This is a genomic window from Pseudomonas sp. UME65 (assembly GCF_014170225.1).
In the GTDB taxonomy this organism is placed as follows: Bacteria; Pseudomonadota; Gammaproteobacteria; order Pseudomonadales; family Pseudomonadaceae; genus Aquipseudomonas; species Aquipseudomonas protegens.
Window position 1 is genome coordinate 255,935 of sequence record NZ_LZZQ01000016.1, and the last position, 15,342, is coordinate 271,276.

At 64.9% G+C, this 15,342-nt stretch carries 10 protein-coding genes; 4 read left to right on the forward strand and 6 right to left on the reverse strand.

Annotated features, from left to right (window positions below; translation table 11 throughout):
* Positions 1-16: 16 nt before the first annotated feature.
* The 4 genes from A9971_RS26405 to A9971_RS26420 all read left to right on the forward strand — a co-directional run bounded on the left by A9971_RS26405 (position 17) and on the right by A9971_RS26420 (position 7,912).
* Positions 17-3,124 (forward strand): efflux RND transporter permease subunit, encoded by a 3,108-nt coding sequence (locus A9971_RS26405; protein WP_183000155.1) that lies wholly within the window; start codon positions 17-19, stop codon positions 3,122-3,124.
* A complete protein-coding gene (locus A9971_RS26410) occupies positions 3,121-4,614 on the forward strand; it encodes an efflux transporter outer membrane subunit (RefSeq protein ID WP_019095227.1) in 1,494 nt (497 codons plus the stop codon). Before A9971_RS26405 ends, A9971_RS26410 begins: the two co-directional genes overlap by 4 nt.
* Positions 4,615-4,881: 267 nt before the next feature.
* Complete coding sequence (locus A9971_RS26415; protein ID WP_065363983.1) at positions 4,882-6,957, forward strand: bifunctional diguanylate cyclase/phosphodiesterase; 2,076 nt, start codon at positions 4,882-4,884, stop codon at positions 6,955-6,957.
* A 208-nt stretch (positions 6,958-7,165) separates the two neighbouring features.
* Positions 7,166-7,912 (forward strand): SDR family oxidoreductase, encoded by a 747-nt coding sequence (locus A9971_RS26420; RefSeq protein ID WP_015635506.1) that lies wholly within the window; start codon positions 7,166-7,168, stop codon positions 7,910-7,912.
* A 224-nt stretch (positions 7,913-8,136) separates the two neighbouring features.
* Here the strand turns inward: A9971_RS26420 and A9971_RS26425 are convergent, their stop codons facing one another.
* The 6 genes from A9971_RS26425 to ccoG all read right to left on the reverse strand — a co-directional run bounded on the left by A9971_RS26425 (position 8,137) and on the right by ccoG (position 15,193).
* Complete coding sequence (locus tag A9971_RS26425) at positions 8,137-8,691, reverse strand: hypothetical protein (RefSeq protein ID WP_019095228.1); 555 nt, start codon at positions 8,689-8,691, stop codon at positions 8,137-8,139.
* A 58-nt stretch (positions 8,692-8,749) separates the two neighbouring features.
* Entirely contained in the window at positions 8,750-9,526 is a 777-nt protein-coding gene (locus A9971_RS26430; protein WP_183000156.1) for a PoNe immunity protein domain-containing protein, read from the reverse strand.
* Positions 9,527-9,540: 14 nt separating this feature from the next.
* A complete protein-coding gene (locus A9971_RS26435; protein WP_183000157.1) occupies positions 9,541-10,326 on the reverse strand; it encodes a PoNe immunity protein domain-containing protein in 786 nt (261 codons plus the stop codon).
* 14 nt (positions 10,327-10,340) lie between these two features.
* Positions 10,341-11,396, reverse strand: coding sequence for a hypothetical protein (locus A9971_RS26440; RefSeq protein WP_183000158.1), 1,056 nt, complete (start codon positions 11,394-11,396; stop codon positions 10,341-10,343).
* An 814-nt stretch (positions 11,397-12,210) separates the two neighbouring features.
* The gene (gene mapR / locus A9971_RS26445) at positions 12,211-13,620 is read right to left on the reverse strand and encodes a GntR family transcriptional regulator MpaR (RefSeq protein WP_011061157.1); all 1,410 of its coding nucleotides are present in this window, start codon (positions 13,618-13,620) and stop codon (positions 12,211-12,213) included.
* Positions 13,621-13,777: 157 nt separating this feature from the next.
* On the reverse strand, positions 13,778-15,193 hold the full coding sequence (gene ccoG / locus A9971_RS26450) for a cytochrome c oxidase accessory protein CcoG (RefSeq protein WP_011061158.1): 1,416 nt from the start codon (positions 15,191-15,193) through the stop codon (positions 13,778-13,780).
* Between the last annotated feature and the right edge of the window lie 149 nt (positions 15,194-15,342).

The window sequence follows — 15,342 nt, forward strand, 5'->3', positions numbered from 1 at the left end:
CCTGGAGCGTGTCGGCATGAACCTCTCCGGCCCCTTCATCAAGCGCCCGGTGGCGACCATGCTGTTGTCGCTGGCGATCATGCTGCTGGGCGGCGTCAGCTTCGGCCTGCTGCCGGTGGCGCCGCTGCCGCAGATGGACTTCCCGGTGATCGTGGTCCAGGCCAGCCTGCCCGGGGCCAGCCCCGAGGTCATGGCCTCCACCGTGGCCACGCCCCTGGAGCGTTCCTTCGGCGCCATCGCCGGGGTCAACACCATGAGCAGCCGTTCCAGCCAGGGCTCGACCCGGGTGATCCTGCAGTTCGACCTGGACCGCGACATCAACGGCGCGGCACGGGAGGTGCAGGCAGCCATCAACGCCTCGCGCAACCTGCTGCCCAGCGGCATGCGCAGCATGCCTACCTACAAGAAGGTCAACCCGTCCCAGGCGCCGATCATGGTGCTGTCGCTGACTTCCGATGTACTGGAGAAAGGCCAGCTCTACGACCTGGCCTCGACCATCCTGTCCCAGAGCCTGTCCCAGGTGCAGGGCGTGGGCGAAGTGCAGGTCGGTGGCAGCTCCTTGCCGGCGGTGCGCATCGAACTGGAGCCGCAACTGCTCAACCAGTACGGCGTGGCCCTGGACGACGTGCGCAATGCCATCGCCAATGCCAACCAGCGCCGGCCCAAGGGCTCGGTGGAGGATGAGCAGCGGCTGTGGCAGATCCAGGCCAACGACCAGTTGGAAAAGGCCCGTGACTACGAGCCGCTGATCATCCACTACAACAACGGCGCGGCCCTGCGCCTGAAGGACGTGGCCAAGGTCAGCGACGGCGTCGAGGACCGCTACAACAGCGGCTTCTTCAACGACGACGCGGCGGTGCTGCTGGTGATCAACCGCCAGGCCGGGGCCAACATCATCGAGACGGTGAACGAGATCAAGGCTCAGTTGCCGGCGTTGCAGGCGATGCTGCCGGCCAGCGTCAAGCTCAACCTGGCCATGGACCGCTCACCGGTGATCAAGGCTACCCTGCACGAGGCCGAGATGACCCTGCTGATCGCCGTGGCCCTGGTGATCCTGGTGGTGTACTTGTTCCTCGGCAATTTCCGCGCCTCGCTGATACCGACCCTGGCGGTACCGGTATCCCTGGTGGGCACTTTTGCCATCATGTACCTCTACGGTTTTTCCCTGAACAACCTGTCGCTGATGGCGCTGATCCTTGCCACCGGGCTGGTGGTGGACGATGCCATCGTGGTGCTGGAGAACATCTCCCGGCACATCGACGAAGGCATCGCGCCGATGAAAGCGGCGTACCTGGGGGCCAAGGAGGTGGGCTTCACCCTGCTGTCGATGAACGTGTCGCTGGTGGCGGTGTTTCTCTCGATCCTGTTCATGGGCGGGATCATCGAGAGCCTGTTCCGCGAGTTCTCCATCACCCTGGCCGCGGCCATCGTGGTATCGCTGGTGGTGTCCCTGACCCTGACCCCGATGCTCTGCGCGCGCTGGCTCAAGCCCCACACCCCGGGCCAGGAGAACCGCCTGCAACGCTGGAGCCGGCGCAGCAACGACTGGATGATGGGCAAGTACGCCACCAGCCTGGACTGGGTGCTGCGGCACAGGCGCCTGACCCTGCTCAGCCTGCTGCTGACCATCGGCGTCACCGTGGCCCTGTACGTGGTGGTGCCCAAGACCTTCATGCCCCAGCAGGACACCGGCCAGTTGATCGGTTTTGTCCGCGGCGACGACGGCCTGTCCTTCAGCGTGATGCAGCCGAAGATGGAAATATTCCGCCGCGCCGTGCTCAAGGATGCGGCAGTGGAGAGCGTGGCCGGCTTCATCGGTGGCAACAACGGCACCAACAACGCCTTCATGCTGGTACGCCTGAAGCCGATCAAGGAACGCAATATCTCGGCGCAGAAGGTCATCGAGCGCCTGCGCAAGGAAATGCCCAAGGTGCCCGGCGCGCAACTGATGCTGATGGCCGACCAGGACCTGCAGTTCGGCGGCGGCCGCGAGCAGACCACCTCGCAGTATTCCTACATCCTGCAAAGCGGTGACCTGGGCGAGTTGCGCCAGTGGTACCCGAAAGTGGTGACGGCGCTGCGCGCCTTGCCCGAGCTCACCGCCATCGACGCCCGGGAAGGCCGTGGCGCCCAGCAAGTGACCCTGATGGTGGACCGCGACCAGGCCAAGCGTCTGGGGGTGGACATGGACATGGTCACTGCGGTGCTCAACAACGCCTACAGCCAGCGGCAGATTTCCACCATCTACGACAGCCTCAACCAGTATCAGGTGGTGATGGAGGTCAATCCGAAATACGCCCAGGACCCGATTACCCTGAATCAAGTGCAGGTGATCACCGCCGACGGCGCGCGGATTCCGCTGTCGGCCATCGCCCACTATGAGAACAGCCTGGAAGACGACCGGGTCAGCCATGAAGGGCAGTTCGCCTCGGAAAGCATTTCCTTCGACATGGCCGAGGGCGTGACGGTGGAGCAGGGCACCGCCGCCATCGAACGGGCGATCGCCAAGCTGGGCATGCCCGAAGACGTGATCGTCAAGATGGCCGGCACCGCCGATGCCTTCGCCGCCACCCAGAAGAGCCAGCCGTTCATGATCCTCGGCGCGCTGCTGGCGGTGTACCTGGTGCTCGGGGTGCTCTATGAAAGCTACATCCACCCGCTGACCATCCTCTCCACCTTGCCCTCGGCCGGGGTTGGCGCCTTGCTCTCGATCTATGTGCTGGGCGGTGAGTTCAGCCTGATCTCGCTGCTGGGGCTGTTCCTGTTGATCGGGGTGGTGAAGAAGAACGCGATCCTGATGATCGACCTGGCGCTGCAACTGGAGCGGCACCAGGGCCTGGACCCGCTGCAGTCGATCCGCAGCGCCTGCCTGCAACGCCTGCGGCCGATCCTGATGACCACCCTGGCGGCGATCCTCGGCGCCTTGCCGTTGCTGCTGGGCGGGGCCGAAGGCTCGGAAATGCGCCAGCCCCTGGGCCTGACCATCATTGGCGGCCTGGTCTTCAGCCAGGTCCTGACCCTCTACACCACCCCGGTGGTCTACCTCTATCTCGATCGCCTGCGCCACAAGTTCAACCACTGGCGTGGGGTCCGTACCGATGCTGCTCTGGAAACGCCGCTATGACCGACCAATCGTCCCGTCCCGTTACTCTGCTGTCCGCCCAGCGCCTGGCCATGGCCCGGGGCTCGCGGGCCTTGAGCCTGGGCCTGTGCGTGCTGCTGCTCAGCGCCTGCGCCATCGGTCCCGACTACCAGCGCCCGCAGGTGGCCGAGCCGGTGCACTACAAGGAAGCCGAAGGCTGGCGCCAGGCCAACCCCAGCGACGCCCTGGCCCGTGGCGCCTGGTGGGAGCTGTACGGCGATGCCCAGCTCAATGGCCTGATCGACAAGCTCAACAGTTCCAACCAGAGCGTGGCCCAGGCCGAGGCGCAGTTCCGTCAGGCCCGGGCCCTGGTGCGCAGCTCCCGGGGTTCGTTCTTTCCCAGTGTCGACCTGAGCGCCGGCAAGACCCGCGCCAGCCAGGGCACCGGCAGCAGCAGTTCGGCCCTGAGCAGTTCCAGCAGCGGCATTCGCGACACCTACAACACCCAGTTGGGGGTGAGCTGGGAAGCGGACGTGTGGGGCAAGTTGCGCCGTGACCTGGAAGCCAACGAGGCCAGCGCCGAGGCCAGCTTCGCCGACCTGGCGGCCATGCGCCTGAGCCAGCAGTCCGAGCTGGCGCAGAACTACCTGCAACTGCGGGTGATCGATGAGCAGAAGCGCCTGCTGGAGGCCACGGTGGCGGCCTATCAGCGCTCCCTGACCATGACCCAGAACCAGTACCAGGCCGGGGTCTCCGGCAAGGACGCGGTGGCCCAGGCCCAGACTCAGCTCAAAAGCACCCAGGCCGACCTGATCGACCTGATCTGGCAGCGGGCGCAGTTCGAGAACGCCATCGCCGTGCTGATCGGCGTGCCGCCGGCAGAGTTCAACCTGGCCGAGAGCAAGACCATCCCCGTGCTGCCCCAGGTGCCATTGGGCGTGCCGTCGCAACTGCTGGAGCGGCGCCCGGACATCGCCTCGGCGGAGCGTTCGGTGATTGCCGCCAACGCCAAGATCGGCGTGGCCAAGGCCGCCTATTACCCGGACCTGACCCTGAGCCTGGCCGGCGGCTACAGCAGCAGCACCTACGCCGACTGGATCAGCCTGCCGAACCGCTTCTGGTCGGTAGGGCCGAAACTGGCCATGACCCTGTTCGACGGCGGCCAGCGTTCGGCGGAAGTGGACCGCACCGAGGCGGTGTACGACCAGACCGTGGCCAAGTACCGGCAGACCGTGCTCGACGGTTTCCGCGAGGTGGAGAACTACATGGTCCAGCTCAAGGTCATGGAGGACGAGGCGGGGGTGCGCCAGCAGGCCCTGGATTCGGCCCGCGAGGCCCTGCGCCTGACCGAGAACCAGTACAAGGCCGGGCTGATCGCCTACCTGGATGTGGTCACCAGCCAGACCACTGCCCTGAGCAACGAGCGTAGCGTGCTCAGCCTGTTGCAGAGCCGGCTGATCGCCAGCGTGCAGTTGATCGCCGCCATGGGCGGTGGCTGGGATGGCCAGCTGCAGGCCAGCGAGCAGAAATAGGCCCTTGAAGGCCTTGCAGCAAGGTGGCTGCAAGGCCTGCTCGACAGCCGCAGGCAGGGCGTATCCGGAGCCGTTTGCAACTGCTCGCGACTTCCCGCAAAGCCCATGCCCACAGGGCTTGTAGGGGTATGAGACAGCCGAAAACGGCGTTCTGTCCGACTAATGGCTTTTTGCTAACTTTGTAGATGCGTTCTTCCACGCAATCAGTACAATCTGCGGTTTTGCCCGCCGCGCAGGGATGTCGGCACAACGGCCAAGAGACGCCTCATGCTCATCGGTAGCTACTCCTCCGCACTGGTCCTGATCTCCATTTTCGTGGCGATCCTCGCTTCCTATACTGCCCTCGACCTGACCGGGCGCATTGCCACCACCACCGGCCGTGCCGCTTATCTATGGATGATGGGCGGAGCCCTGGCCATGGGCGTCGGTGTGTGGTCCATGCACTTTATCGGCATGCTGGCCTTCAGCCTGCCCATCGACCTGGGCTACGACATCCAGCTCACCGCCTTGTCGCTGCTGATCTCGATCCTGTCCTGCGGCTTTGCCCTGTGGCTGGTGAGCCAGCCGCGGCTGCCGCTGTGGCAGTTGCTGTTCGGCGCGCTGATCATGGGCTCGGGCATCAGTGGCATGCACTACACCGGCATGGCGGCCATGCGCATGCAGCCGGGCATCGACTACGACCCGAGCCTGTTCGGCGCCTCGCTGCTGATTGCCTTCGGCGCGTCGCTGGCGGCGCTGTGGATTGCCTTTCGCCTGCGCCAGAACACCCCCTACGTACGTCTGGCCCGGACCGGCGCGGCGATTGTCATGGGCTTTGCCATCGTCGGCATGCATTACACCGGCATGGCCGCGGCGCGTTTCGCCGATGGCAGTTTCTGCGGCGCCCTGGGCAACGGCCTGAGCGGCAAGGGCCTGGACAACCTGGTGCTGATCACCACCCTGGCGGTGCTGATCATCGCCTTGCTGACCTCGGTGCTGGATGCGCGGCTGGAAGCCCGCACCGCGGTGCTGGCGCAATCGTTGACCGAAGCCAACAAGGAACTGACCCAACTGGCGTTGCACGACACCCTGACCGGGCTGCCGAACCGCATTCTGCTGGCCGACCGCATTGACCAGGCGATGCACCGGGTCACTGCCCATGGTGGCTGTTTTGCGCTGATGTTCATCGATCTGGACGGTTTCAAGCCGGTCAACGACGCCTTTGGCCACCACATGGGCGACCAGTTGCTGCGCGAAGTGGCCCAGCGCCTGCGCGAGGATTTGCGCAGCGAGGACACCCTGGCGCGGATCGGCGGCGATGAGTTCGTGCTGCTGGTGCAACTGGCCGAGCCGGACGATGCCCTGCGCCTGGCGGCACGCCAGGTGGGGCTGGTATCGCGCTCGTTCCGGGTGGCCGAGCACGACCTGCAGATTTCCGCCAGCATCGGCATTGCGGTGTACCCGGGCAATGGCCTGAGTGCCCAGGAACTGCTGATGAACGCCGATGCGGCGATGTACCACGCCAAGGGCACCGGCAAGAATGGCTACAGCTTTTTCGATGCCTCGATGAACAGCAATGCCCGGCGCCAGCTGCAATTGCTGCAGGATCTGCGCAATGCCCTGGAGCATCATCAGTTCCGCTTGCACTACCAACCCAAATTCGACGCTGCCAATGGCCTGCCGGTGGGGGCCGAGGCGCTGCTGCGCTGGGAGCATCCCCAGCATGGCCTGTTGCTGCCGGACAAGTTCATCGAACTGGCGGAGAAGACCGGGCTGATCATTGCCATCGGCGAGTGGGTGCTCAACGAGGCCTGCCGGCAGATGCGCGAGTGGTACGTCCAGGGCTACACCGACTGGCGCATCGCGGTGAATCTCTCGGCCTTGCAGTTCTGCCATGCCGGGCTGGTCAGGAGCGTGGCCAATGCCCTGGAACGCTACCACCTGCCGGCCAACAACCTGACCCTGGAAATCACCGAAACCACGGCGATGAACGACGCCGATGTCAGCATGCTTGTCCTGCAACAGCTGGCGGACATGGGGGTGGACCTGTCCATCGACGATTTCGGCACCGGCTATTCCAGCCTGATGTACCTCAAGCGCCTGCCGGCCAACGAGCTGAAGATCGACCGCGGCTTCGTCCGCGACCTGGAGCACGACAGCGACGATGCCGCCATCGTCTCGGCCATTGTCGCCCTGGGCCAGGCACTGGGCCTGCGGATCGTCGCCGAGGGCGTGGAAACCGGGGTGCAGCAGACCTTCCTCACCCAACTGGGCTGTGATTCCCTGCAAGGCTATTTCCTTGGCCATCCGCTGCCGCCCGAAGGTTTCATGCAGGGCATCCACCGGGGCGAAGAAAAAGCCTGAGCCTCTCGCCTTGCCGGCTGCGGTCGCGATCTGGCGGCAGTTCGCAGGGATATGGCCGCCGCCCAGGCCCCAGCCGGTTTGCGCCGTCGGTGCGCGGGGCTACCGCGCACTTCTACTGGCTTGATGTGGCACATTTGCGCAGTTTTCATCGCCGCCCGCGCGGTGTTTAATGGCTCGCGTTGATATGTTCAGTGAGGGAGTCGGCAGCATGGATAAAGTCATCGTCATCACCGGTGGCGGACGGGGTATAGGCGCCGCCACGGCAGTGTTGGCCGCGCAGCAGGGATTCAAGGTGTGCATCAACTACCAGGCCGACGAGCAGTCCGCCCTGCAGGTGCTCGAACAGGTTCGCGCCCTGGGCGTGCAGGCCATCGCGGTGCGCGCCGACGTCAGTATCGAGGATGAAGTGATCGGTCTGTTCCAGCGGGTCGACAGCGAACTGGGGCGGGTCACGGCCCTGGTCAACAATGCCGGGACCGTGGGCCACAAGTCGCGGCTGGATGAAATGTCCGAATTTCGCATCCAGAAGATCATGAAGACCAATGTCATGGGGCCGATCCTCTGCGCCAAGCATGCGGTGCTGCGCATGTCGCCGCGCCATGGCGGGCAGGGCGGCAGCATCGTCAACGTCTCCTCTGTGGCGGCGCGCCTGGGTTCGCCGGGGGAATACGTCGACTACGCCGCCTCCAAGGGCGCCCTGGACACCTTCACCATCGGCCTGTCCAAGGAAGTGGCGGGCGAGGGCATCCGCGTCAACGCGGTGCGCCCGGGCTATATCTACACCGACTTTCATGCCCTGAGCGGCGATGCCGACCGGGTCAGCAAGCTGGAATCGGCAATCCCCATGGGTCGTGGCGGGCGTCCTGATGAAGTGGCCGAGGCGATTGTCTGGCTGCTGTCGGACAAGGCCTCCTACGCCACCGGCACCTTCGTCGACCTGGGCGGCGGCCGCTGAGCCCCCGCAAGTCCGCGGCCTATCCCGTAGGGGCCGGCTTGCCGGCGAAGGGGCCCTCAAGCCTTGCGCCGACCTTGCAGACGCCTTCGCTGGCAAGCCAGCTCCTACGGTTTCTCCGATCTTGTGGCCTAACCCGTAGGGGCCGGCTTGCCGGCGAAGAGGCCCTTGAGTCTTGCGCCGCGCTTGCGGACGCCTTCGCTGGCAAGCCAGCTCCTGCGGTTTCCTCAGCGGGCGCGGCGGCGGCCGGGGCCGATCAGCAGGGCCAGCAATAGCCCCAGTACGCTGGTGCCAAAGCTCATCAACTGTGGCATCAGGAACCCCAGGGTTTCCCCCGGGCGGTTGCAGCTGTAGCCATATCCTTCGCCTTGTTCATGGGCCCAGACGCCCGGAGTGGCGCTCACGTCCACAGGCGCCGATGGTGCGGGTTCCTCATTGGAGAACCCCAGGTTCGAATGGCTCGCGCTGCGCCTTTCCAGCTGCTCGATGGCCTGCAACTGGGCGTCGTTGCAGCGGTTCTGCGCCCAATTGCCGACCACCACCAGGACGGACAGCAGAAGCAGCAGCGGCACCGGGTAATAACGCCGGGTCCGCAGCAGGGGCGCCACCACCAGCCCGGCCAGGAAACCCGCCAGCAGCAGATTGACCCAGAACCACGGGCCGCCTTCCCAGCTCGGCGGTATCAACTGCACCAGCAGCGGGGGCAGCACAACGCGGGCGAACAGCAGGCACAGGGCGGCTGCGAGCAGGGTGATCAGCAGGGTCTTGATCCAGGATTTCATGGGCAATGCATAACCTTTAAGAAGGGGCGGTAAACGGGGTCTATCAGTGCGGCGCCAGCTATTGGGGCATTGGCGGCGGGGTAAAGCGCCGGGCGTAGTCGAGCAGGTCCCGGGGGAAGACCATGTGCTTGACCGCGCTGTCGTCCAGGCCGTACAGGTAGGCCACTGCCGCGGCTTCAAAGGCCCAGTAGCCGAAGTAGGATTCACCGTCCAGGTGGGAGTCGTGCCATGGGGCCTGTTCGAACGCTTCATACCACTGGTTGCAGTACTCCACCAGCAGCTCCCGGGCCTCGTCTGCTTGATCGGCGTAGATGGCCCTGATCAGCGGCGTATAGACCGGGTGGTACCACTCATCGATGTCTGCGCGGCCCGGCAGGCAGGGCTTGAGCAGGTCCTCGATCAGGGTGTCCTCGGCGTGGTAGCCGGCGCGGTCCTGCAGCGCCACCATGCGCGGCAGCAGGTCGCGGCGTTGCAGCAGGATGCACAGGCTGATGACCTGCACGTACTCCTCGTACTGGTCGAGGTAGTCCTCGATGTTCAGCGGCGCGATATCGGGCACCTCGTTGCACAGGGCCAAGGTGCGCTGATGCTCCTCGTAGCTGGCGATCAGTGCGTCCAGCTCCTGGGCCAGCTCCGGCATGGCCTTGCCGCCGGTGTAGCCCAGGATCAGATGGTCCAGGCGTGCTCGCTTGACCTCCCAGGCCTTGAGCGAGGCTTCCTGCCCGGGGTAGTCCTCTTCCATAGAGTGTGTCTGCCAATGGGCTTCGGTACCCGCCAGGAACTCCAGGAGGATGGGGTACTGCTTCGGGTCGAGAAACACCTGCCTGCGTTGCATGTCAGTATCCGGCCTCAGTGGAAGGGCATCGGCGGCGGGGTAAAGCGCCGGGCGTATTCGAGCATCTCCCGGGGGAAGACCATGTGTGTTACCGCGCTGTCGTCCAGGCCGAACAGGTAGGCCACTGCCGCAGCTTCAAAGGCCCAGTAGCCGAAGTAGGAACCCTCGTCGCCGTCCAGGTGGCTGTCGTGCCATGGGGCCTGTTCGAACGCCTCGTACCACTGGTTGCAGTACTCCACCAGCAGTTCCCGGGGTTCATCCGGATCTTCGGTGTAGATGGCCCGGATCAGGGGCGTGGAGACGTCGTGGAACCACTGATCAACGTCTTCACGATCCGGCAGGTAGGCCTTGAGCAGGTCCTCGATCAGGGTGTCCTGGCCGTTAAAGCCGGCGCGGTCCTGCAGCAGTGCCATGCGGGGCAGCAGGTCGCTGCGCTGCAGCAGGATGCACAGGCTGATGACCTGGACATATTCCTCGTACTCGTCGGGGTAGTCTTCGATGTTCAGCGGCGCGATATCCGGCCGTTCTTCATAAACCCCCATCTTGCGCTGGTAATCTTCGTAGCCTTCGATCACCCCATCCAGCTCCCGGGCCAGTTGCTCCATGGGCGCACCGCCGGTGTAGCCCAGGATCAGGTGGTGCAGGCGCGCGCTGCGCACACTGGAAGCCTTGAGGGAGGCTTCCTGCTCGGGGCTGTCGGCCATCATCGAGTGGGTCTGCCAGTGGGCCTCTTCGCCGGCCAGGCTTTCGAGGAAGTCGTGGTACTGCTTGTGGCTGAGAAACACTTGTCTGCGGTTCATGTCGGTGCCTTGTCTCAGTACACGGGAATCAGGGTGAAGGGCGCCTTGCGCTGCGAGGCTTCCAGCAGCAGGGTCGCCAGGTCGACTTCGGCGGGCTCCAGGTCAAGCTGCTCCAGCTCTTCTTCCAGTTGCTGCGCATCGGCGGGCAGGGCAACGATCGGCAGGCGCAGGTAGGGCCGCGGGTCTTCGCCGTAGTAGACCTTCACCGGGCCCTCGGGGATGCCTTCCAGGCGGGCAAAACCCTCTTCGTCGAGGTTGCCCTCGGCTTGCGAGCCATCACTGAACACTGCTCGGTAGGCGGCGCCGGGCACCGGTTCCAGGTTGGGGTAGTGCAGGTTCAGCTCCAGCCAGTGGCCTTCACCGGTGAGGTGTTCCAGGCCCTGGTTGATGTCCTGGGCGAGGCTTGCGGCGTCGTGGGCCCCGGGTTGTGGCGCGGCGGTGAGGGTCGTTGGGCGCGGTTCCAGGGACGACTGCGGCTTGGGCGCCAGGGCCGGGCCGCGGCTGTGGGCGGCGGCCGAGTTGTTGCGTTGCTCGGCGATCCAGGGGGCGATGCGCTCTTGCACCGACACCATGAGGAACTCGGTGTGTTCGCAGGCTTCGTTGAGGTTGTGCAGCACCAGGCGCTGCTGCTGGGGCGTAAGGCTGTTGAAGGTGCTGGAGGCGCTCACGCCGCGGATGATCTCGGGCAGTTCCTCGGCCAGGCGCACGGGGTCCAGGCACTTTTCCAGCAACTGTTCGGGGCTGGTCTTCAGACGGCAGGCCAGCAGGGCGTAGCGGATCAGGTCGAAGAGTTTTTCGGCGTGGCGCTGGGGGGCGCGGTTGATCAGGCGCAGGAGGATCTTCAGGCCTTGCCCGGGGCCGGGAATCCAGCCGATCAGGGCCAGGGCCAGGTCGAAGAAGGCATCTTCCTCGTCCTTGGGGTTGTTGATGGCGTCCAGCTCGAAGATCGCCTGGATGCAGTCGTAGGCGTTGAGTTCCTGGGTCAGCAGTGGCAGGCGGCCGCGCTCGATGGCCTTGATCAGTTCGGTCTTGGCCTCTGGGTAGTCGTCGTAATACAGGTCTTCGACCATGACGTGTTCCTTTCCCTGGAAAATTGGAGCGCGGATGCTGAATGAATTGAGGGGGTGGGGCAAGGTGCTTTGGCGGTTTTTTTATGTTGGGAGGTGTTCATTGTTGTGGTTATGGGGGGGCGTTTGGTTTTGTGTGGGTGGTGAGGGGGGCATATCCGTTGCTGCGGGTGGGGCGGCTTGTGGTTTCGCTCTTACAGCGAGTCACTTTGGAAAGCCGGAATGCCGGCCCAACCCAAATTAACCAAAGGCTCTTGCCCCTCCACTCTGTGCTTCGCTGGGGCTCGGCATGCCCTCACTCCGGCATTGATCCGTGGGCCGCCGCCACCGGCCATCCCTGGTCGGGTGGCGGCTAACCCGGCATCCCTGCCGGGTTACCCACGGCTCAATGCCTGCGTTCGGCCATCGTGGTTAACGGGGCGCTCAGATCAAGAGCGTGACGGCGGCCTTGCGGCCTGCCTGAAGCTGGCGCGGTGTGTAGCGCCCCATGTAGGAGCTGGCTTGCCAGCGAAGACGTCGACCCAGGCGCTGCAAGGCTTGCGGGCCTCTTCGCCGGCAAGCCGGCTCCTACGGAGAACTGCACGGCGTATCTGACTGCTGTAGGAGCTGGCTCGCCAGCGAAGGCGTCGGCCCGGGCGGAGCATGACTTACAGGCCTCTTCGCCGGCAAGCCGGCTCCTACGGGGAACTGCACGGTGTATCTGACTGCTGTAGGAGCTGGCTCGCCAGCGAAGGCGTCGGCCCGGGCGGAGCAGGGCTTGCGGGCGCTTTCGCTGGTAAGCCAGCCGCAAATGCGGGGGCTGGTGGGGCGGTTGTGCTCAAAAGGACCGAATGATCCGCCCCAGGGTTTCCATGGCCTTTTCCGCGGCTTCGTTCCACGGGCTGCCATAGTTCAGGCGGATGCAGTTGCGAAAGCGCTGGGTCGGGGAAAAGATCGGCCCCGGGGCGATGCTGATGCCTTGGGCCAGGGCCATCTGGAACAGTTTCAGCGAGTCCATCTGCGGCGGCAGCTCCAGCCACAGGAAGTAGCCGCCGGCCGGCTGGCTGACCCGGGTCTGGGCCGGGAAGTAACGGGCGATCGCCGCCAGCATGGCGCTCTGCTGTTCTTCCAGGGCATAGCGCAGCTTGCGCAGGTGGCGGTCGTAGCCACCGTGCTGCAGGTAGTCGGCAATCGCCGCCTGGGCCGGCATCGAGGCACACAACGAGGTCATCAGTTTCAGCCGTTCGATCTTCTGCGCATAGCGCCCGGCCGCGACCCAGCCGATGCGGTAGCCCGGGGCCAGGCTCTTGGCGAAGGAGCCGCAGTGCATCACCAGGCCCTCGGTGTCGAAGGCCTTGGCCGGTTTCGGCGCCTGCTGGCCGTAGTACAGCTCGGCGTAGACGTCGTCTTCGATCAGCGGCACCTGGTGCTGGCGCAGCAGCTCCACCAGCTCCTGTTTCTTCGCCTCGGGCATGCTCGCGCCCATGGGGTTCTGGAAATTGGTCATGCACCAGCAGGCCTTGATCGGGTGCCGCTCCAGGGTCTGGGCCAGAACCCCGAGGTCGATGCCATCGCGCGGGTGCACGGGGATTTCCACCGCCTTGAGCTTGAGCCGCTCCAGCACTTGCAGGCTGGCGTAGAAGGCCGGAGCCTCGATGGCCACCAGGTCGCCGGGCTCGGTCACCGCTTGCAGGCACAGGTTCAGCGCCTCCAGGGCGCCGTTGGTGATCAGCAACTCCTCCATGGGCAGCATCAGCCCGGCCACCATGTAGCGCAGGGCGATCTGCCGGCGCAGCTGCGGATTGCCCGGCGACATGTCGGTGACCACCACCCGCGGGTCCATCTCGCGGCTGGCGCTGGCCAGGGAGCGCGACAGGCGCTGCAGGGGGAACAGGGTCGGGCTGGGGAACGCCGAGCCGAAAGGCACGGTGCTCGGGTCCTTGATCGAATCGAGCACCGAGAACACCAGTTCGCTGACATCGACTTCGGTGGATTCATTGACTTCGCTGCTGATCACCGGCTCCGAGAACGGGCTCGGCGCGTGGGCATTGACGAAGTAGCCGGAGCGCGGGCGGGCGCGGATCAGGCCGCGACGCTCCAGCAGGTAATAGGCCTGGAACACTGTCGACGGGCTGACCCCGTAGGTCTGGCTGGCGTAGCGCACCGAAGGCACACGCTGGCCCGGCCCCAGGACCCCGGAGCGGATCAGTTCGGCGATGTCATCGGCGAATTTTTCGTAGCGTTTCATCTGCGGTTGAGGATCCAGTCTGGTCATCGGGTCGACATATCTGCGGTGGCGAGGGAGTGACGAACGCCGCCAGCGGGCTGGCGGCGGGTGTCCGGTTCATTGGCTCCGGGGCCGGCCCCGGGGGGAGCCGGCTCCCTCGCCAGGGCATTCTAGAGGCTCAGCGGTTCATCGGCGCGACAAAACGACTCTTGGCCACCGCGTAGACGCCCGGGTCATCGCTGTCGCTGACCTTGAAACTGATGGCCTGGGAGCTGCTCTGCGCCTTGTCCTGGGTCATCGCCACGGACACCGGCAGGTCGGTGATTTCACCGGGGGCCAGGCTCAGCTCGGTCTTGCCCTGCAGCTCGAAGCCTTCGCCATCCACCAGGGCCAGGTGGTACTGCTGGCGTTCCTGGGTCTTGTTGATGATCTTCAGGCTGTAGATGTTCTCGATCTGGCCCAGGGCGTTCTCGCGGAACAGGCCGCGGTCCTTGCTCACGTCCAGGGACACCATCGGCCGCTGCACCAGGGCCAGGGCCAGGGCGCCGATCATCACCAGCAGCACCAGGCTATAGCCCACCAGGCGCGGACGCAGCAGGTGGGTCTTGCCGCCTTGCAACTCGTGTTCCGAGGTGTAGGCGATCAGGCCGCGGGCGTAGCCCATCTTGTCCATGATCGAGTCGCAGGCGTCGATGCAGGCAGCGCAGCCGATGCACTCCATCTGCAGGCCGTCGCGGATGTCGATGCCGGTAGGGCAGACCTGTACGCACAGCTGGCAGTCGATGCAGTCGCCCAGGCCGACATCGGCAGGCTTCACATCACGCTTGCGCGGGCCACGGCTTTCGCCGCGCACCGGGTTGTAGGAAATGGTCAGGGTGTCCTTGTCGAACATCACGCTCTGGAAGCGCGCATAAGGGCACATGTGCATGCACACCGCCTCGCGCAGCCAGCCGGCGTTGATGTAGGTGGCCGCGGCGAAGAACAGCACCCAGAACAGGCTCAGGCCGCCGATCTGCAGGGTCAGCAGTTCCTGGGCCAGGGGGCGGATGGGGGTGAAGTAGCCGACGAAGGTCAGGCCGGTGAGCAGGCTGATGCCCAGCCACAGGGTGTGCTTCATGGCCCGGCGGGCCAGCTTGTTCAGGCCCCAGGGCGCGGCCTGCAGCTTGATCCGCTGGTTGCGCTCGCCCTCGGTGACCTTTTCGCACCACATGAACAGCCAGGTCCACGAGCTTTGCGGGCAGGTGTAGCCGCACCAGACGCGGCCGGCGAACACGGTGATGGCGAACAGGCCGAAGGCGCAGATGATCAGCAGCGCCGAGAGGAGGATGAAGTCCTGGGGCCAGAAGGTTGCGCCGAAAATGTGGAACTTGCTTTCGGCCAGGTCCCAGAGCACGGCCTGGCGGCCACCCCAGTTGAGCCACACGGTGCCGAAGAACAGCAGGAACAGGAAACCTGCTCCGCTCATGCGCAGGGTGCGGAACAGGCCGCTGAAACTGCGGGTGTATACGTGTTTGTCAGTGGTCTTCGTCTTCATCTGTGTAGGGCGTGAAGGTTCGAAGGTTTCTACTAATCGGACGGGGATTCTTTCGCTCATGGTCGTTCGCTCATCAGCCTCCATCAGGCCGGGCAACTATGACCACGGATCTGTTTGCATAACAGACTCAGGTATTTGATAAAAAACCGGATCAGATGGCCCTTTGCAGCGCCCCTGCGACAACTTGCCGTACCCCCTCAGGTGCCACC

What these genes read in the sequence shown, in the direction of transcription:
- A9971_RS26405 (WP_183000155.1), top strand. Translation starts at nt 17, where the DNA reads ATGAACCTCTCCGGCCCCTTCATCAAGCGCCCGGTGGCGACCATGCTG.
- A9971_RS26410 (WP_019095227.1), top strand. Translation starts at nt 3,121, where the DNA reads ATGACCGACCAATCGTCCCGTCCCGTTACTCTGCTGTCCGCCCAGCGC.
- A9971_RS26415 (WP_065363983.1), top strand. Translation starts at nt 4,882, where the DNA reads ATGCTCATCGGTAGCTACTCCTCCGCACTGGTCCTGATCTCCATTTTC.
- A9971_RS26420 (WP_015635506.1), top strand. Translation starts at nt 7,166, where the DNA reads ATGGATAAAGTCATCGTCATCACCGGTGGCGGACGGGGTATAGGCGCC.
- A9971_RS26425 (WP_019095228.1), bottom strand. Translation starts at nt 8,691, where the DNA reads ATGAAATCCTGGATCAAGACCCTGCTGATCACCCTGCTCGCAGCCGCC.
- A9971_RS26430 (WP_183000156.1), bottom strand. Translation starts at nt 9,526, where the DNA reads ATGCAACGCAGGCAGGTGTTTCTCGACCCGAAGCAGTACCCCATCCTC.
- A9971_RS26435 (WP_183000157.1), bottom strand. Translation starts at nt 10,326, where the DNA reads ATGAACCGCAGACAAGTGTTTCTCAGCCACAAGCAGTACCACGACTTC.
- A9971_RS26440 (WP_183000158.1), bottom strand. Translation starts at nt 11,396, where the DNA reads ATGGTCGAAGACCTGTATTACGACGACTACCCAGAGGCCAAGACCGAA.
- mapR (WP_011061157.1), bottom strand. Translation starts at nt 13,620, where the DNA reads ATGAAACGCTACGAAAAATTCGCCGATGACATCGCCGAACTGATCCGC.
- ccoG (WP_011061158.1), bottom strand. Translation starts at nt 15,193, where the DNA reads ATGAGCGAAAGAATCCCCGTCCGATTAGTAGAAACCTTCGAACCTTCA.